This is a genomic window from Pseudomonas sp. WS 5410, assembly GCF_012985645.1.
GTDB classification, from domain to species: Bacteria; Pseudomonadota; Gammaproteobacteria; order Pseudomonadales; family Pseudomonadaceae; genus Aquipseudomonas; species Aquipseudomonas shahriarae.
On sequence record NZ_JAAQWS010000010.1, the window covers coordinates 185,188 to 202,993 of the forward strand.

Genomic DNA, 17,806 nt, shown 5'->3' on the forward strand with positions numbered 1-17,806 from the left:
GACGCTCCTATAGCGGCAGGGCGGATTCGCGGCGCAGCTTGTCACCCGCCGGGTTGAGGGCCTCGCGCAGGAAGCCAAAGCCGGTGCGCCGGTCATGACGGAACAGGGTGTTGGTGACATACACGTCATCGCGCACACCCACCACTTCCACCACTTCGCTGACGCAACGCCGGCCATCGGGCAGGCGGGTCAGTTGGATCACCACATCCAGGGCCGCGCAGATCATCTGGCGCAGGGTTTTTTCGGCAACCACGCGACCGGTCAGGCCCACCAGGGTTTCCAGGCGCAACAGGGCGTCCTGGGCATTGTTGGCGTGCACGGTGCTCATGGAGCCGTCGTGGCCGGTGTTCATTGCGGTCATCACATCCAGCACTTCCACGCCACGGATCTCGCCGAGGATGATGCGGTCCGGGCGCATCCGCAGGGCGTTGCGGATCAGGTCGCTGGCCTTCACCTCGCCGTGCCCTTCGGCATTCGGCGGGCGGGTTTCCAGGCGCACCACGTGAGGGTGGCCCAGTTGCAGTTCGGCGACGTCTTCGATGGTCACCAGGCGTTCGTGGGGGTTGATCAACTGGCTGAGAATATTGAGCAAGGTGGTCTTGCCGGTGCCGGTACCGCCGCTGATCAGGATATTGCAGCGCTTGCCCACCGCCTCCTGGAAGAACTCGAAGATCGACTGGTCGATGGTCTGCATCGCCACCAGGTCGCTGCTTTTGAGCATGTCTTTGCGAAACTTTCGAATCGACAGGCACGGCCCGTCCAGGGCAATCGGCGGGATGATCGCATTGACCCGGCTGCCGTCGGGCAGCCGGGCATCGACCATCGGCGATGACTCATCCAGGCGCCGGCCCAGGGGGGCGAGGATGCGTTGCATGACCCGCTCCACATGGTGGGCGTCGATAAAACGCAGGTCGCTCTGGTGCAACAGGCCGTCCCGCTCGACAAACACCCTGTGCGGGCCATTGACCAGAATCTCGGTCACCGACGGGTCACGCAACAGCACTTCCAGCGGGCCGAAGCCGGTCAGTTCATCGACGATTTCTTCGGCCAGGCGCTCCATCTCATAACGGGAAATCGCCAGGTGCATGCGGGTGATGTATTCGGACACCTTGTCGATGACAAATTGCGCCAGGGATTGGCGCGAACCTTCCAGCAGGTTTTTCCCCGACTCTTCGATGGCGTCGATGATGTAGCGGTGCAGCACCAGTTTCAGACCGTCGTGATCCACCGCGCTGTTAAGCCCGCGAGCGGGGGCGCCAAAGAGTTTTTCGCTGTTCATTTGGTCGTCCCCAACAGCCGTTCAAACCAACGGGTGGAGGGTTTTTGCAGGCCTTCGGAACGCTTGGCCAGGCGTTCACCGAGGGTCTTGAGGTTTTGCGTCAGGGGCTCCCTGGGCGCCAGGCTGAATAAGGTTTGCCCCTGGTTCTTGGCGTTCAGGCGCACCTCGGGGCTGAACGGCAAAACCGCGATGGCTTCCAGGGCGAAGCTCTTTTCCAATGTATCAGTATCCGGCGCGGCACCTTTGAGGTAGCGGTCCACCAGCAGCTTGGCATGATCAAGCTTCATGCCTTTTTCCCGCCAATGGTTCAGCACGGCCAGGTTGCGCCGGCAGTCGAGGACGTTCTGGTCGGTACACCACAAAAGCTTGTCGCAGTGGCTGACAAAGGTGCGCAGGGCTTCGCTGTCGCGCTGGCCGGTGAGGTTCACCACGATGTGCTGGAAGTGTTGGCGCAAGGCACTGAGCAGCATGTACAGCTCAGCGGCGCTGGTCATTTCCAGCGGTTCGTCGTTTTCGGTGTAGGCGAGGATGCGCAGGCCGCCTTCGGTGGCGGTGAAGGCGCTGTTGATCAAGGTGGTGTCCAGGCGGCGCAAATGGCGCAGGGCATCGCCAAAGTTGAACGAACTTTCCAGGCCCAGCAGCGCCAGGCTGTCGCCACGGGGCAGGCCCAGGTCCAGCAGCAGGGTCTCTTGCCCGCTCTTCTGCACCACCATCGCCAGGTGGCTGGCCAGCAGCGCGCCGTCGGCATTGCCCTGGGTGCCATACAGCACCGTCAGGCCACCCAGGTGCGCATTGTGGGCGACTGGCGGCAAGCGTTTATTCAAGCGCCGCACCAGGCCGGCGACCTCACTGGAGCGTGAACCGTAGGCGACAAAATCCCGCGCCCCGGCGCGCATCGCGTTGAGCACCAGTTGATTGTCCATGCCGTCGCCGAGGGCGACGATGGCCAGCATCGGCTTGGCTTCCAGCGCGCCCTCAATCAAGGCGCTCTGGGCGACCACATGCTCGCGGTCCAGGCCGACGAACACCAGGTTGGCGAAGGTTACGTCCACCAGGGCCAACAGTTCGTCGAGGCTGCCGCCACCGGCACTGACCACTTGGCCCAGGGGCGCCAGGGCCCCCTGCAGCCATTCCAGGTCGGTGGTGTTGCGGGTAATTGCCAGGAACGTCTGGCTCAGGCTATCGCTCATTGGGAAAGTCCTGTGTGTCGGTCGAAGTTGCCGTTTTCCAGGAAGTACAAGCGATACCAGTTGGGGTCGTAGTTGCGTAGTTTTTCACCGGGCAGGGACGGCAAACGGGCGTTGGCGGCCAGGGGTTGGACCAGGTGCGGGGTGACGATCATCAGCAGCTCTTTTTCCTCGCGGCTGACGTTGCTGTCACGGAAAAACGCGCCAAGGATCGGGATATCGCCCAGGCCAGGAAACTTGCTTATGGTGGAGCGGTTGTTATTGCTGATCAGGCCACTGATCACAAAACTTTCGCCATCGGCCAGGGAGACCGTGGTGTCGGTGCGGCGCACGGTCAGGGCCGGTACCTGGATGCCTTCTAACTCCAAGGCGTTGGTGTAATCCAGCTCGCTGACTTCCGGTGCGACCTTGAGGGAAATCCGCGTGCGGTCGATCACGGTGGGGGTCAGGGTCAGGCGGATACCGAACTCTTTGTACTCGATGGAGATCGTGTCGCTGCCGGCACTCGGCACCGGGATCGGCACTTCGCCGCCGGCAAGAAAGGTCGCGCTGTGCCCGCTCATGGCAACCAGGCTCGGACGTGCCAGGGTATAGGCAAAACCGCTGCGCTCCAGGGCGTTGATCATCGCCGAAAAGCGCCCGCCGCCGATGCCGATGTTAAAGCTTTCGTTGTCCAGCGGCAGGGCCCCCCCGGCTGTGCGCGGGCTGCCGAACAGGAAGTTGCGGGTGCCGCCAAAGATCGACGTACTGGCCTCCTTGAGCTTGGTGCGGCTGACTTCGACAAAGCGGATATCGGTCTGCACCTGGCTCGGCAGGGACGGGTCGTCGGAGGGCGACAGGGCCAGGCTGGTCAGGGTCGAGGTGGCCTTGCCCTTGACGAACACCATGCTCTGGCGCGGCGCGCTGGAGCAGTGGGTCCAGACCATCAGGCTGGTGGCGCCAGAGGCAACGCCGGTGAGCAGGAACGCACGATTCCCGTTGAGGTGCACGTCGGCGATTTTCGGGTCGCCGATGGCCAGGCGGGTAATAGGCACTGGCGATTGCAGGGTTTGTTGCAGGCCTTCACCGACCTCGACCACGGCCGGCAAGGCGCCCAGGTTGCTGCAGCTGTCGGTGGCGGCGAACGCCAGGCCCACAGGCAGGCTGGACAGCATCAGTGCCCAGGCCATTTGAGTGAACGCAGGTGCAAAACGTTGGCGCATTCAAGGCGTCCTTGTTCAATCAGGGATTTTGTTGGGTCGCTTGGTTACCGCGTATGACCTCGATGCCGGAGCGCCGGGGTTCGCTGGCGCCTGCGGCCTGGGCGACTCTTTTCGGCGTACCGAGCATGGCCAGTTGGGTGAACTGGTACAGCTCGCGATTGGCGCTTTGCAGTTTGGCGAAGGCCTCGTTGTCCCCGGCCCAGTACTGGCTCAGCAATTGTTCATCGGCACTGCGCACTGCCAGGCGCAAGGCGCCGACGCTGGTGGCCAGCATCAAGCGGCTCATCAACTGTTGCGGCACCGCCAGCACTACCGTCCGCGGCGGGCCTGCCTGACGTTGTGCCTGGCGGGCTTTTTCTTCATCGGTAGTGGGCGGCGCAACGGCGGGCTTGCCATCGTTGGTGGGGCCCAAGTTATCGCCCACACTGAGCAGGCGCAGGGCTGGCACGATGATCTGCGAGGTGGGCTCCGGATTAGTGCCTTCCGGGCGCAGGAACAGCAGCACATCCACATAATCCCCAGGGCTCAACTGGCCTGCGGCACCGATGACTTCATCGACGGCCACTGCCAGGGCGCGTTCGTCAGTGCGGATCATGCGGGCCAGTGGGCCACCGGCATTGAAGCTCGAATCGTCCAGCCAAGTGCCAGCGCTCAGGGCTCTCAAGGGCGTGCGGCCGATGGCCTGGTCGAGGCTGGTCAAGCTGCCAGCGGGTGCGGTGCGCAGCTTTTCCAGGGTCAGGTCGGTGGCGGTGAGGGCAACATACGGTGGCACATCATGGGCCAGTACCACCACCGATTGGCGGGTCTGGTCTTCGACGGCGGCGACGGTTTTTTCTACAGAAACACCAGAGGGCGCAGGCTCTGCAGCCGGCTCAGGCGGACGACTTAGCACCAGCCCCCAATAGCCTGCAAACAGCGCACCGATTAATAACAACCCGGCCAGGATCATGCTGACACGACTGTTCATGAAGGCTCTCCCTATCCTGTTGCTTGCACTACGGGCCCGTTTTTCCTAACGAGTTGATTTCGCAACCAGGCAGCTATGAACATCTAACGATTTCGCTATTTGACGGTAGCCGAGCTAAGACAAAATGCCATTAGCCACCACGATTTATTTTGGAACCCTCGCGCATTGCCTTAGACGCACAGGTTTATGGCGCCAAAATGGCGGCTAATACTTTGTGATTAATCCGTTCTTACAGTTGTTGAGGTGGGTTTTGTTGACAATGCTCTAGTGGCACGCGGCAATCACCGTGCAGCACTGCGATATCAGCGCAAGCAAGCGCAAAGGAGAAGTCATATGTTCCTTACCTTCATGATGAAACTCTACGTTCAACTCCAACTGTTCTTTCATCGCAAAGAGGGGGCGACGGCGATTGAGTACGTGATTCTTGTCGCGGTTATTGCGCTGGTCGTGCTGGCGGCCGGGCAACTGCTTGGGCCTCAGATCGCGGACATGTTCGAAAGAATCGGGGATGCCTTGAGCTGATTGGCAATAGAGCCTTGAGCAAGCCCATCAGTGATTGTCTTGGAAGGTATTGCTCATGAACGCTGTTGTTGCGAGCCGCCAGCAGATCCTGTTGGTGGATGACGAAGAAGAGGCCCTCGTTGAACTGGCGGAATCGCTGGGAGACGAGGGCTTCGTTTGTTTCTGCGCCAACTCCGTTACGGACGCATTGCAGGAACTGACACTGCATCCTGATATTGCGCTGGTCATTACCGACCTGCGCATGCCTGAAGAAAGCGGCATTTCCCTGATCAAGCGCTTGCGTGAGCACACCTCACGCCAGCACTTGCCCGTGATTGTCATGTCCGGTCATGCCGAAATGGATGATGTCAGTGACATGTTGCGGTTGCAGGTCCTGGACCTGTTTCGCAAACCGATCTATCTGGTTCGGTTGATCGACACTCTGAACAATCTGTTTCCCCGGGCGTAGGGAACAGTTGGCCTGTCCGTAGCGCCCTGCTGAGGAGATGCCCTATGTTGCCTGCCCTGCTGCTGAGGATGTATGCGTGGTCGATGCTGTTCTGGCGCCGGCGGGACGGTGCGACGGCTATCGAGTATGTGATTTTGATTGTGGTGATTGCGTTGGTGGTGTTGGCGGCTGGGAGGTTGTTGGGGCCGCAGATTGAGGCGTTTTTTGGCAAGGTGGGGGATGCGTTGACCTGAGTGCGATGGCCATAGGTATCTACACTGGGTTTGTGTACATATCCGTTGCTGCGGTCACGGCGGCTATTGGTTCCGCCCTTACGGCGGGTCACTTTCTAAGAGCGCGAAAGTAACCAAAGCGCTTTTGCCCCACCACTCGGTGCCTCGCCTAGGCTCGGCATGCCCGCAGTCAGGCATTGCTCCGTGGGCCCGCCGCGATCGGCCATCCATGGCCGTGTCGCGGCTACCCCGGCATCCATGCCGGGGTGCCCACTGCGCAATACCTGCCTGCGGCCAGCGTGGTTTAACGGGGCGCCTGAGATCAAGATCAAAAGCCAGATCAAAAGCAGAGCCACAACAACAGAGTCAGAGGGCGAAGCTGCGTTCCCTGTGGGAGCTGGCTTTTCGGGTCGCTACATCGCCGGCAAGCCGGTTCCTATAGCTGATAGCTAAAACTCAATGTGTAGCGCGGCCGCCGGTTAAAGCTATCCAATGCCATATCGGACATCGGCTTGGCCGCCTCCAGCGCTATGTTGTAGTACTTGGCATCGCCAAAGCGCACGCCAACGGCGGCGGATGACATGTCGCTGTCCTTGACCGGCAGGTTGTTGAACCAGGCCTTGGCGCGGTCGAGCACGACGTAGGGCTGCACGATTCTTACCCAATCGCCGGCGCGGTTGTAGCTGTAGTTCACCTCGTAGGCCACCCCCCAGCCCTTGTCGCCCGAGCCCTGGTCATCCGGGTAGCCTCGGCCGAAATTTTGCCCACCGAACACCGCACGTTCGCTGTCGGGCAAGGTGTCGTCGCTCCAGTACAGCGCTGCCGAGAGCACGCCTTGCCAGTTGTCGAAGAACTTGTCGCTCTGCACCCCGGACAGGCGCAGGCGGAAGAAGTCCAGGTCCGACTTTGTCCCCTCCAGGTCACTGCGCGTGTGGGCTCCCAGGCCGTCGATGCCCTGGTACAGGCCGGCGCTGAGGATGCGCAGTTGGCGATTGTCGGCCTTGCGCCAATCCCCTTCAAAGGCCAGCGCACGCAAGTCGGTTTCTACGTCAAAGCGTTGCGGGTAACCCACCAGTTGATAGCGAGTCTTGTCGTTCACCCCGTAGAAGCGGGTGCCGAGGGTCAGGGACTCGCTGGGCGAGGCGATCAGTGGGTGGCTCAGGCCGATGGAGAAGCGGTCGTTCTCGCGGTGCGGCTTGAGCGAGAAGCCGCCGTCCAGGCGGATATGGGTGCTAGGGTCGCTGCGATAGCGTGCGCCATACAGGCTCAGTTGTGTGCCTTCGGCGTTGATGAATTGGCTGTAGTCGAGCCGGTAGTAATGCTCTTTGTCTTCACCCGGCGGGAACAGGCCGCTGAGGCTCACTTGTTCGCCCATTGCCGTGTGGGAATTGCTGGTGCCGGCGATCAAGGCTTGCAGGCCGCCACGGCTGTCGTCGGTCATGCTCATGCTGCTGGTAAAGGGTTTGCGGCTGGCCTGGATGTTCATATGCGCGGCACCATCGGTGGTGCCCGGTGGCGGTACTTGCGCTTGCAGCGTGACGCCCGGAATGCGCCCCATCAAGGTGGTATAGCGCTCAAAGGTCTTACGGGTCAGCGGGCGTTCGGCCTGGAGTTTTTGCGCCAGTTTGTCGACGTAGGCCGAGACCGAACCAATGTCGCCTTGTACCTGGTAGTCCTTGATATAGCCCTCGACCAGCACCACGCGCACCAGGCCCTGTTCGAAGCGCTGGTCGGGCAGGAACGCGTAGGACAACAAGTAGCCATCCTGCTGGTAGCGGCGGGTGATGCTGCGGGTCGCTTCGATCAGTTGCGCGAGGTTGGTTTCACGGCCAATCAACGGCTCGAACACCTGTGCAACGTCCTTGAGCGGGTACACCGTGCCGCCTTCGATCTGCAGCTTGCGGATGGTGACTTTGGTGTCCATCAGTAGCGGTTGCGCTTGTGCGGCCGGGGTCTCGGGTAGCTGGGTCTGCGGCGTCACTGGGCGGTAGGCGTCGGCCGGCAGGTTGGGAACCGGGAGATTGCGAATGGTGTCGTTGCTGTTGAGGAAGCTGGGTAGGGTCTCGGCGTGGACGTAGGCGCTGAGGGTGAGCAATAACAACGGGGTCAAGGCGCGCATAGGACACTCCATGGTCAAAACTGCAGCGGCATTTCGCAGGTTCCCACCGGGCTCTTGGACGCGGTTGGGAGTCCAATAAAAAAGACGAGAGACCCATTGGAATCTCTCGTCTCAACCAAGCGTAGGCGCTGTAGGGGAGGCCGTCTAATGGCCAGGTGCAATTCTTCTATTTGCCGGTCAGGCCCTTGAGCAGGCCGCCTACGCCGGTGTTTGCAGTGGCCGATCCAGACGCCGTGGCGTTGGCGTTGATGTTCAGGCCGCCGAGCAGGCCACCGCCACTGCCGCTGGTGCCGCCGGTGACCAGGCCACCCACTGAGGAGACCACTCCACCGACTGCGTTGACGGTCTGACCCACGGTGTTGGTGATCGGGTTGGCATTGGCTGCGGTGATGTTGCCGCCGAGGCCGCTGACTGCGCCGCTTACTTGAGTCACCAGGCCATTGACCGGTGCACCGATGCCGGTAGTGGTACCGATGTTTTGGGTCAGGCTGCTGATACCTGAAGTCACAGGGTTCAGCGCCGCGCCCACATTGTTCGCAAGACCTGCGACCGGTGCGGTTGCCGCCGTGTTGGCGACGCCGTTGCCACCGATCACTGTGCCGAGCGAAGCCACCGTATTGCCCAATGCGCCACCTGCCACACCGCCCGCGCTGACGGTACCGTTGGTGTTGCCCGCATTCAGGCCGTTACCGACGTTGGCCACCAGGCCGCCCACCAGTTCAGGCAGACCGGAGGCTGGGGCGCTGCCACTGCCGGTTCCGGCAGACGGTGCGACATAACCACCTGCAGTGCCTGCTACCGCACCGACACCGCCGAGTACCGTGCCCAGGGCACCGGTCACCGGGTTGCCTGTGCCACCTGCGCCTGCCACCTGGGTGCCGAGGCCGGTGGCGGTAGAACCGACTTTATCCAGCAGGCCGTTGACCGGGTTGCCCAGGCCAGTGGCTTTGCCCAGATTGCCCGTGGTGTTTTCCACCAGCGAGACCACAGGCACCAGCACTTTGCCGCCCAGGGTGTTGGTGACCGATCCCAGGGGACCGGTGGTGCTGGCAGTGCTCAAGGTATCGCCGAGCATGGTGACCGCCTGGCCGACTTTATCCACTAGGCCACCGGCGGCCCCACCGACGCCGCCAGTAAGGCCGCCGACTACTGGGATACCGCCCAAGGTGGTCGACAGGGTTTTACCGGTGTTCGAAACCCCGGTGCCCAGGTCGGCAACGCCGTTGGCCACGCCGGCCACGGTAACGCCCAGGGAGTTGCTGTTAGTGCCCAGGGAACCCAGGCCATCGCCGACGCCAGTGCCGATGCTGCCGACTGCGGTGCCCACGCTGGTCACCAGGCCACCTGCCGTAGTGCCGACTACTGGAACGCCGCCAACGGTTGTGCCGATGCCACCAATGGCTGTGCCGACATTGCCGAGCGTGTCGCCCAGGTTGGCTGCAATCTGCCCAGTGACCAAGGGGCTGGTGGTCGAGCCAGTGCCGCCGCCAGTACCGCCACCTGTGCCGCCGCCAGTGCCGCCGCCGGTACCGCCACCAGTGCCGCCGCCAGTGCCACCGCCGGTACCGCCACCTGTGCCGCCGCCAGTGCCACCGCCGGTACCGCCACCAGTGCCGCCGCCAGTGCCACCACCGGTACCGCCACCAGTGCCGCCGCCAGTGCCACCGCCGGTACCGCCACCAGTGCCGCCGCCAGTGCCACCACCATCACCACCGCCGGTACCGGCACCGGCATCCGGGGAGGAGGATGCGACGCTGCTCTTATGACCGCCACCACCACTGCTGCAGCCTCCCAGGCTCATCGCCAGAATAAGGGCCAATGCAGTACTTGCCTTCCACAACACGACTTGAGTTTTCATGATGAGTTCCTTAGCACCTGGTACAGCCTTTGTTGGTTTCGCTAGTCCGCCCGTTCTTCAGCGAGCAATACATGCGTCCGTTGTGGCTATAACAGTCCTCGGTACTCTTTGTCGCAACGCTCAACTTGGTATTAACGATTTATATACAGGCAGGTTTATTCGTCTTGGTGACTAATACCAAAGGTATATAAGACGGCTTTTTGTTTGGGGTGATGTGTTTTAAATCAATGGCTTAAATAAGCTTGCGGGCTACCAATGACCCGCTATAACTTAGGGTGTATATATACAATTAATCAGCAAATTACCCCGGTTTCAGGCAATCAGCTGCCAATTCCCGAGCATATGTTCGATGTCGCCATCGCCCTTGAGTTGCAACTCGCCGCCGGAGCCGGGGGCACTGCTTAACAAGATGACCTGTCCAGGCAGCCGCACAGGTTTCTTGAACTCAACGTAGATCTCGATATTCGCCGCCGGCAGATGTTCATGCAGGGCCGCGACGGTGCGCGCCTTGTTCCACAGCCCATGGGCGATCGCCTGGGGGAAGCCGAACAGCTTGGCAGTGAGGGCGCTCAAGTGGATCGGGTTGTAGTCGCCGGATACTCGGGCGTACCGCCGACCGATGTCGGACGGCGCCTGCCAGCGGGTCAGTTCGCTGACGGTATTAGTTGTTGGCAGGGATTGCTCCGGCGTCTCCCCCTCGAGTTTCACCCCACGACAGAGCATTCGACTTTCGCCTTCCCACAGCAAGCCCAGGGAATCCTCGACGGTGGTGATCAAGTCAAAGGTCGCACCCTTGGCATGGGGTTGCAGGTTGCGCGTATGCACACTGACCCGCACCTCGCTGACCCCGCCCATGGGGCGGAGTACGCGGATACGGTTGCTCAGATGCACCAGCCCCAACAGTGGGAAAGGAAATTCCCGGGCTGTCAGCAACTGCAACTGCAGGCCGAACGCCAGGATGTGCGGATAGGTCGCCGGCAGCATTGGGCTGTCGGCAAACCCGCAGACCTTGCGATAGGCCGCCACTGCCTCGGGATTGACCTGCACCCGGCAGTGCAGCCCAAAGTCGGGCAGGGTGGTACCGGTGATTTTGCGCTTGAGTGCGGCGCGCCAGTACAACGGTGGCAGCGCCGGGCTGCTGGGTAATGTGTGCCACAGCATCGTTATGCTCCCAGCAGGCTTTGCCCGCACACCCGCAACGCCTGACCACTGACCGCCCCCGAGCCTGGCTGGCCTAGCCAGGCCACTGCTTCGGCAACGTCCTGCGGCAGGCCGCCCTGGCCCAGGGAGCTCATGCGTCGCCCGGCTTCACGCAAGGCGAAGGGAATATGCGCAGTCATCTGGGTCTCGATAAAGCCCGGTGCCACCGCGTTGATGCTGATGCCGCGTTGCGCCAGCAACGGCGCCCAGGCTTGGGCCAGGCCGATCAGCCCGGCCTTGCTCGCGGCGTAGTTGGTTTGCCCGCGATTGCCAGCGATGCCGCTGATGGACGCGAGCAATACCACGCGGCCATTGTCGTGCAGGGTGCCGCTGTCGAGCAGGGCCTTGGTCAACACTTGCGGGGCGTTGAGATTGACCGCCAGCACCGCGTCCCAGTATTCCGGGGTCATATTGGCCAGGGTCTTGTCGCGGGTGATGCCAGCGTTGTGCACCACAATGTCGATGCCGTCCGGCAATTGCTCGATCAATTGCGTGGCCGCGTCATCGGCGCAGATATCCAAGGCAATGCCACGCCCGCCCAACCGTGCGGCGAGGGCGTCGAGATCGGCCTTGGCTTGCGGCACATCCAGCAACACAATTTCGGCACCGTCGCGCGCCAGGGTTTCGGCAATCGACGCGCCGATGCCACGGGCAGCTCCGGTCACCAGGGCCTTGCGCCCGGCCAGCGGGCGCGTCCAGTCGTGCACCTGGGTCGGGCAGGCGCTCAGGCGCAGCACTTGGCCGCTGATATAGGCACTTTTCGGCGAGAGGAAAAACCGCAGCGCACCTTCCAACTGATCCTCGGCGCCTTCTGCGACATACAGCAGTTGCAGGGTGCCGCCGTTGCGCAGCTCCTTGGCCAGGGACCGGCTGAAGCCTTCGAGGGCGCGCTGGGCGCTGGCGGCAAACGGCTCGTCGAGGCTTTCCGGGGCGCGGCCGAGAATCACCAAGTGTGCGCTGTGGTCGAGATTTTTCAGCAGCGGCTGAAAGAATTCGCGCAGTTGCTTGAGTTGGTCGGTGTGCTGCAAGTGGCTGGCGTCGAACAGCACCGCCTTGAGCTTGGGGCCATGCCCGGGAATCCACGGCGTGGCCTGCAACGGTTCGGGGCCGTAGCTGTAGATGGCCTCGGTGAGTTTATTGGCAAACCCCTGAACCTGGGCCGCGAGCGGGCCGCCGCCCAACAGCAGGGCGCCGTCCACCGGACGCAGGCGCCCGGCTTGCCAGCGCTCCAGGCGTACCGGGGACGGCAGGCCAATGGCCGAGACCAGGCGGTGGCCGAGGCTTGAGTTGGCGAAGTCGATATAACGGTCAGACATGGAACGCTCTCCGGCTGCTGGGGTTCAAAGGGTGGACCATCAATCGGTGACAGTCGTTCCTAGTCTAGGCTCAGGATTGCACCTACCACCTTCAGGGAGCTTTACATGACTCAGTTGCGCCGCGTCGCGATCATTGGCGGTAATCGTATCCCCTTCGCTCGTTCCAATGGCCCCTACGCCACAGCGAGTAACCAGGCCATGTTGACCGCCGCCCTGGAAGGTTTGATCGAGCGCTACAACCTGCACGGTCTGCGCATGGGCGAGGTAGCCGCAGGTGCAGTGCTCAAGCACTCGCGGGATTTCAACCTGACCCGCGAATGCGTGCTGGGCTCGCGCCTGTCGCCACAAACCCCGGCCTATGACATTCAACAGGCCTGTGGCACCGGGCTGGAAGCGGCGCTGCTGGTGGCCAACAAGATTGCCCTGGGGCAGATCGAATGCGGGATTGCCGGCGGCGTCGACACCACCTCCGACGCGCCCATTGGCGTCAATGAGGGGTTGCGCAAGATCCTGCTGCAAGCCAACCGCAGCAAATCCATGGCGGATAAATTAAAAGTCTTGTTACAACTTCGTCCGCAACACCTCAAGCCGGAACTGCCGCGCAATGGCGAGCCGCGTACCGGCCTGTCCATGGGCCAGCACTGCGAGTTGATGGCGCAGACCTGGCAGATTCCCCGCGCCGAACAGGACCAACTGGCCCTGGAAAGCCACCAGAAGATGGCCGCGTCCTACGCCGAGGGCTGGCACAACGATTTGCTCACGCCGTTTCTCGGCCTGACCCGCGACAATAACCTGCGCCCGGACCTGACCCTGGAAAAACTCGCCAGCCTCAAACCGGCTTTTGAACGCAGCGAAAAGGGTACCCTCACCGCCGGCAACTCCACCCCCCTGACCGATGGCGCGTCCCTGGCGTTGTTGGGCAGCGAAGCCTGGGCCAAGGAACGCGGCCTGCCGATCCTCGCCTACCTGCGCGATGGCGAGGCGGCGGCGGTGGATTTCGTCAACGGCGCCGAAGGGCTGTTGATGGCGCCGGTGTATGCCGTGCCACGCCTGCTGGCGAGAAATGGCCTGACACTGCAGGATTTTGATTACTACGAAATTCACGAGGCCTTCGCCGCCCAGGTGTTGTGCACGCTCAAGGCCTGGGAAGATGCCGATTACTGCAAGACCCGCCTGGGCCTGGACGCGCCGTTGGGCGCCATCGACCGCAGCCGCCTTAACGTCAAGGGCAGCTCCCTGGCGGCCGGGCACCCGTTTGCCGCCACCGGTGGGCGTATCGTCGCCAACCTGGCCAAGCTGCTGGATGCGGCGGGCAAGGGGCGCGGGCTGATCTCGATCTGCGCGGCGGGCGGGCAGGGTGTGACAGCGATCATTGAGCGCTGATCTCGGCTATCATCCGAACGCCTTGGGCAATAACGGCTTTGTCGGATTAATCTGGCATATTGGATGCATTCTTTAGCAGATCAAAGCTCGTTACCCTCTCCCCGCTGTGCGAGGATTGCCGTATAACGAGTGCCATACGCGTGTTTGGTAATAAAGGACCCACAATAAAAGCTGATGAAGACTCCTAAACGCATTGAACCCCTGATCGAGGACGGTCTGGTCGACGAAGTGCTGCGCCCACTTATGAGTGGTAAAGAAGCAGCTGTTTATGTGGTGCGCTGCGGCAACGAGTTACGTTGCGCCAAGGTCTACAAGGAGGCGAATAAACGAAGTTTTCGTCAGGCGGCCGAATACCAGGAAGGCCGCAAGGTCCGTAACAGCCGACAGGCCCGGGCCATGGCCAAGGGCTCCAAGTTCGGCAAGAAAGAAACCGAAGACGCGTGGCAGAACGCCGAAGTAGCGGCGCTGTTTCGCCTGGCCGGTGCGGGCGTTCGTGTGCCCCAGCCCTACGACTTCCTCGAAGGCGTGTTGCTGATGGAGCTGGTGGCCGATGAATACGGTGACGCGGCGCCACGTCTGAACGACGTGGTCCTGGAACCGGATCAGGCCCGTGAGTATCACGCCTTCCTGATCTCGCAGATCGTGCTGATGCTGTGTACCGGCCTGGTGCACGGTGACCTTTCGGAGTTCAACGTGCTGTTGACGCCGACCGGCCCCGTCATTATCGACCTGCCGCAAGCGGTGGATGCGGCGGGTAACAACCACGCATTCACCATGCTGGAGCGGGACGTGGGCAACATGGCGTCGTATTTCGGGCGCTTTGCCCCGGAATTGAAGACCACCAAGTACGCCAAGGAAATGTGGGCGCTGTACGAAGCCGGCACCTTGCACCCGGCCAGCGTGCTGACCGGCGAGTTCGACGAGCCGGAAGAGTTGGCGGATGTGGGCGGCGTGATGCGCGAGATCGAAGCGGCACGGCTCGACGAAGAGCGGCGCCAGGCGATCCGTGCGGCGGATGATGCGCCACCGGGCAAACCGGCGGAAGAACCGCCACCGCCTTGGATGCAGTGATCTTCAGGTCACTGGCAATGTAAATGTGGGAGCTGGCTCCCACATTGGGTTTTGTGGGCGGTCAGTGATACCCCGTCACTTGCAACAACCGCCCGCTGCCAACTCCTTGAGAATCGGGCAGTCCGGCCGGTGATCGCCCTGGCAGTGCTCCATCAGGTCCTGCAATGTATCGCGCAGCTGCCCCAACTCGCGGATCTTGTGGTTCAACTCTTCGATATGCTGGCGAGCCAACGCCTTGACGTCGGCACTGGCCCGTTGCCGGTCCTGCCACAGTTCCAGCAACTTGCCGACCTCCTCCAGGGAAAACCCCAGATCCCTCGAACGCTTGATGAATGCCAGGGTGTGCAGGTCGTCGTGGCCATATAGGCGATAGCCGCTGTCGCTGCGATTGGCCGGTTTAAGCAGGTTGATGGATTCGTAATAGCGAATCATCTTGGCGCTCAAGCCGCTTTGCCGGGCTGCCAGACCGATGTTCATGGGCGGTGATCCTCCAGATCCTTGGGTTTCCAGGTTTCAACAGCAGCGCATTGCTCACCATGTCCGCGCTGGACAGGGTCCGTAGCGGGTCGAGCAGGCCGAACCAGTTGGACACAACAGCCCGAATGGATGCTGCCCAATTTTGCGCAGATCTCGCGCCGGCGGTTGCGCTTTGCGGCAGTCTTCCGGGAAATGTTAGCGGTAGGATCAACCTTGACCTTAGGGGAAGGTCAAGCTCCATTGTTTGCCTGCCGTGGATTAATAGCCCAGCTTTGCCGCCTTGAGGTACATGCCGTCCGCACCCTGGGCAATGCGCAGTTTTCGCACATCGCCGGCCTTCAACTCGATGTGTTGTGCTTTGGGCGCCAGCAATCCTGGCAGGCAGCCTGGGGCTTGGCCTGGCAGTAGCTTGAGGCGCAGTGAGACCGGGCCTGCGGGGAAGTTGAACGAGGTGGATTGCTCCTGGAACAGCCGTCCGGCCAACTGGTCATTGACGTACAGGCCAATCTCGCAATTGGTGGGGACTTCCAGGCGCTCCCTGGAAATGATCAGCACCGCATAATCCTCGGCCGCGCTGGCCTGGGAGGCGGCGGCGAACAGGCTCAACAGGCTCACAAGGCCAAAAAGCGACCAGCGCATGGTGAATTCTCCGGGTTTCAAATCGTGGATGGTTGCAGCTTGGCCGACGCCGCCAGGGAATACCAGCCCGGCTGTTGTTTTCGGCGCTTGACCTTGCCATCGTGGCAAGGATGAAACTGGGTGCAACCTCACTTAAGGAGTCATGTCATGCAAATATTCAGCGTTGAAGGAATGACCTGCGGCCACTGCGTTCGTGCCGTTACCCAAGCCGTTCAGGCCCTGGACCCGGCAGCCAGTGTGAAGGTCGATCTGGGCGCCAAGGAAGTGGGGGTGGAAAGTCGTTTGTTGCCGGAAGAAGTGATCCGCGTGATTACCGATGAAGGCTACAGCGCCAAGCTCGCCTGATTATTTAATAGTTAGCGAGCTATCGTAATGTTCAAGGCATCCAAGCGCGGCTAGACTGTCGGGCTGCCGACTCTTTTGGGTGCCTGATGAACCTTCGCATACTCCTCATTCTGGGGGCCTTGAGCGCATTTGCGCCGCTGGCCATCGACTTTTATCTGCCGGGCTTCCCGGCCATGGCGGTGGCGTTCGGCACCGACGAAAAACATATCCAGTTGACCCTGGCGGTGTACTTCACCGGGCTTGCGGTCGGTCAATTGATCTATGGGCCGCTGGCGGATCGTTTTGGCCGGCGCGTCCCGCTATTGAGTGGTGTCACCCTGTTCACCTTGGCCTCCCTGGCGTGCGCCTATGCGCCGTCCCTGGAGTGGCTGATCGGTGCGCGCTTCGTCCAGGCCCTGGGCGGGTGTGCGGGCATGGTGATTTCCCGGGCGGTGGTCAGCGACAAGTGCGACGCGGTGGGTTCGGCCAAGGTCTTTTCGCAGTTGATGCTGGTGGTCGGGCTGGCGCCGATCCTGGCGCCGATGCTCGGTGGGGTGATGGTCAGCCTGTGGGGCTGGCAGTCGATCTTCCTGGCGTTGACCCTGTTCAGCGTCGGTGCGGGTGTGGCAGTGGCTGTCGGTCTGCCGGAGAGTTTTCCGGCCCATCAACCTCGGCAGCCGCTGTCCGGAGCGTTGCGCCAGTACGGGCGCCTGCTGGCCGACCGCGTATACCTGGGGTATGCCGTGACCGGCGGCATCGCGATTGGCGGGATGTTTGCCTACATTGCCGGTTCGCCTTTCGTCTTTATCAAGCTGTACGGCGTGCCGGCTGAGCATTATGGCTGGCTGTTCGGCACCAATGCCGCGGGCTTTATCCTGGTGGCGCAGGTCAATGCGCGGCTGCTGTCCAAGCGCGGGCCGGCCTTTCTCCTGACCCGTACGGTATGGGTTTACCTCGCGGCAGCGCTGGCATTGCTGGCCGTCAGTGCCTTGCATACCGAAGCACTGTGGCCGCTGCTGGTGCCGCTGTTCCTGTGTATCGCCAGCCTGGGCTGCATCATGCCCAATACCTCGGCGTGCGCCATGAACGGCCAGGGCGCGCGGGCCGGCAGCGCCTCGGCACTGCTGGGCTGTATCCAGTTTGGTGTGGCGGCGGGTGCGGCATCGTTGGTCGGCGCATTGCACGACGGCACGGCCATGCCGATGTCGATCGTCATCAGCCTGTGCGGGGTGTTGGCGGTAGTGGTGGCCATGTGGACCCAGCGCCTGCAGCGGCAGCGAGCCTTGCAAGCGCAGGTCTGACAGTCTTTTCAGCCCGTAGCGCGCTGCTGGTTTTCGGGAAACCGGTGGGGCGCCTGGATCCGGTTTTGCAGGGTGTTGGCGAAGGCGCGGGCCTCGGCTTCACTGCGGAAGGTAAAGGCGTCCTGGTCCAGGCGGACCTGCCATTTGTTGCCTTGGGATTTTGCTAACGCTTTTATCAGGATCTTCATTGCTGACTTCCTCACGTAAAAGATTGCGTGGCAAAGGCGGCCAATATAAACCCGAAGACGCTCAAAAATATGACAAGGATCAAGTGTCTGACTAGCGGTGCCGTCCGTTGCCC

The 17,806-nt window shown here is 61.9% G+C and carries 18 protein-coding genes; 7 read left to right on the forward strand and 11 right to left on the reverse strand.

What is annotated here, in order from left to right:
- Window positions 1–7: 7 nt before the first annotated feature.
- Genes HBO24_RS16560 through cpaB form a run of 4 tightly spaced genes read right to left on the reverse strand, consistent with a single transcriptional unit; the run spans window position 8 to window position 4,635 of the window.
- A complete protein-coding gene (locus HBO24_RS16560; protein WP_115127309.1) occupies window positions 8–1,279 on the reverse strand; it encodes a CpaF family protein in 1,272 nt (423 codons plus the stop codon).
- The gene (locus tag HBO24_RS16565; protein WP_057437617.1) at window positions 1,276–2,469 is read right to left on the reverse strand and encodes a pilus assembly protein; all 1,194 of its coding nucleotides are present in this window, start codon (window positions 2,467–2,469) and stop codon (window positions 1,276–1,278) included. The genes HBO24_RS16560 and HBO24_RS16565 overlap by 4 nt, the downstream gene beginning before the upstream one ends.
- Window positions 2,466–3,668, reverse strand: a complete 1,203-nt coding sequence (locus HBO24_RS16570) for a type II and III secretion system protein family protein (protein WP_120731474.1) — start codon at window positions 3,666–3,668, stop codon at window positions 2,466–2,468. The genes HBO24_RS16565 and HBO24_RS16570 overlap by 4 nt, the downstream gene beginning before the upstream one ends.
- Window positions 3,669–3,687: 19 nt before the next feature.
- The gene (cpaB, locus tag HBO24_RS16575; RefSeq protein ID WP_120731476.1) at window positions 3,688–4,635 is read right to left on the reverse strand and encodes a Flp pilus assembly protein CpaB; all 948 of its coding nucleotides are present in this window, start codon (window positions 4,633–4,635) and stop codon (window positions 3,688–3,690) included.
- Between the two features lie 333 nt (window positions 4,636–4,968).
- Between cpaB and HBO24_RS16580 the strand changes: the two genes are divergently transcribed.
- From HBO24_RS16580 to HBO24_RS16590, 3 genes are read left to right on the forward strand one after another with little or no spacing between them, the layout of a single operon-like run.
- The gene (locus HBO24_RS16580; RefSeq protein ID WP_057437618.1) at window positions 4,969–5,157 is read left to right on the forward strand and encodes a Flp family type IVb pilin; all 189 of its coding nucleotides are present in this window, start codon (window positions 4,969–4,971) and stop codon (window positions 5,155–5,157) included.
- Window positions 5,158–5,212: 55 nt separating this feature from the next.
- The gene (locus HBO24_RS16585; RefSeq protein ID WP_057437620.1) at window positions 5,213–5,605 is read left to right on the forward strand and encodes a response regulator; all 393 of its coding nucleotides are present in this window, start codon (window positions 5,213–5,215) and stop codon (window positions 5,603–5,605) included.
- A gap of 44 nt (window positions 5,606–5,649) precedes the next feature.
- Window positions 5,650–5,838 carry a Flp family type IVb pilin gene (locus HBO24_RS16590; RefSeq protein WP_057958236.1) on the forward strand — a complete coding sequence of 63 codons (189 nt, stop codon included), beginning with the start codon at window positions 5,650–5,652 and terminating at the stop codon, window positions 5,836–5,838.
- Window positions 5,839–6,253: 415 nt separating this feature from the next.
- On the opposite strand, the gene HBO24_RS16595 is transcribed toward HBO24_RS16590, so the two are convergent.
- The 4 genes from HBO24_RS16595 to HBO24_RS16610 all read right to left on the reverse strand — a co-directional run bounded on the left by HBO24_RS16595 (window position 6,254) and on the right by HBO24_RS16610 (window position 12,310).
- The gene (locus tag HBO24_RS16595) at window positions 6,254–7,936 is read right to left on the reverse strand and encodes a POTRA domain-containing protein (RefSeq protein ID WP_115127312.1); all 1,683 of its coding nucleotides are present in this window, start codon (window positions 7,934–7,936) and stop codon (window positions 6,254–6,256) included.
- Between the two features lie 166 nt (window positions 7,937–8,102).
- Window positions 8,103–9,794 carry a collagen-like triple helix repeat-containing protein gene (locus tag HBO24_RS16600; protein ID WP_170044507.1) on the reverse strand — a complete coding sequence of 564 codons (1,692 nt, stop codon included), beginning with the start codon at window positions 9,792–9,794 and terminating at the stop codon, window positions 8,103–8,105.
- A gap of 312 nt (window positions 9,795–10,106) precedes the next feature.
- Entirely contained in the window at window positions 10,107–10,955 is an 849-nt protein-coding gene (locus HBO24_RS16605; protein WP_170060013.1) for a MaoC/PaaZ C-terminal domain-containing protein, read from the reverse strand.
- Window positions 10,956–10,957: 2 nt separating this feature from the next.
- Window positions 10,958–12,310 (reverse strand): 3-oxoacyl-ACP reductase, encoded by a 1,353-nt coding sequence (locus HBO24_RS16610; RefSeq protein WP_057437632.1) that lies wholly within the window; start codon window positions 12,308–12,310, stop codon window positions 10,958–10,960.
- Window positions 12,311–12,415: 105 nt separating this feature from the next.
- On the opposite strand from HBO24_RS16610, the gene HBO24_RS16615 reads away from it, so the two are divergent.
- Window positions 12,416–13,693: an acetyl-CoA C-acetyltransferase gene (locus HBO24_RS16615; protein ID WP_170060014.1), complete on the forward strand. Its 1,278-nt coding sequence runs from the start codon at window positions 12,416–12,418 to the stop codon at window positions 13,691–13,693.
- Window positions 13,694–13,867: 174 nt separating this feature from the next.
- Window positions 13,868–14,764, forward strand: coding sequence for a PA4780 family RIO1-like protein kinase (locus HBO24_RS16620; protein WP_029297573.1), 897 nt, complete (start codon window positions 13,868–13,870; stop codon window positions 14,762–14,764).
- A 75-nt stretch (window positions 14,765–14,839) separates the two neighbouring features.
- Here HBO24_RS16620 and cueR read toward each other — a convergent pair whose 3' ends face one another.
- Together cueR and HBO24_RS16630 are read right to left on the reverse strand one after the other, a co-directional pair.
- Window positions 14,840–15,241, reverse strand: coding sequence for a Cu(I)-responsive transcriptional regulator (gene cueR / locus HBO24_RS16625; protein WP_057437636.1), 402 nt, complete (start codon window positions 15,239–15,241; stop codon window positions 14,840–14,842).
- 258 nt (window positions 15,242–15,499) lie between these two features.
- A complete protein-coding gene (locus HBO24_RS16630; RefSeq protein WP_170060015.1) occupies window positions 15,500–15,880 on the reverse strand; it encodes a hypothetical protein in 381 nt (126 codons plus the stop codon).
- 147 nt (window positions 15,881–16,027) lie between these two features.
- On the opposite strand from HBO24_RS16630, the gene HBO24_RS16635 reads away from it, so the two are divergent.
- Together HBO24_RS16635 and HBO24_RS16640 are read left to right on the forward strand one after the other, a co-directional pair.
- Window positions 16,028–16,225, forward strand: a complete 198-nt coding sequence (locus HBO24_RS16635; RefSeq protein WP_057437639.1) for a cation transporter — start codon at window positions 16,028–16,030, stop codon at window positions 16,223–16,225.
- 86 nt (window positions 16,226–16,311) lie between these two features.
- Window positions 16,312–17,505 (forward strand): multidrug effflux MFS transporter, encoded by a 1,194-nt coding sequence (locus HBO24_RS16640; protein WP_057437641.1) that lies wholly within the window; start codon window positions 16,312–16,314, stop codon window positions 17,503–17,505.
- Between the two features lie 8 nt (window positions 17,506–17,513).
- Here HBO24_RS16640 and HBO24_RS16645 read toward each other — a convergent pair whose 3' ends face one another.
- Window positions 17,514–17,693, reverse strand: a complete 180-nt coding sequence (locus HBO24_RS16645) for a hypothetical protein (RefSeq protein WP_057437642.1) — start codon at window positions 17,691–17,693, stop codon at window positions 17,514–17,516.
- Window positions 17,694–17,806: the final 113 nt, after the last annotated feature.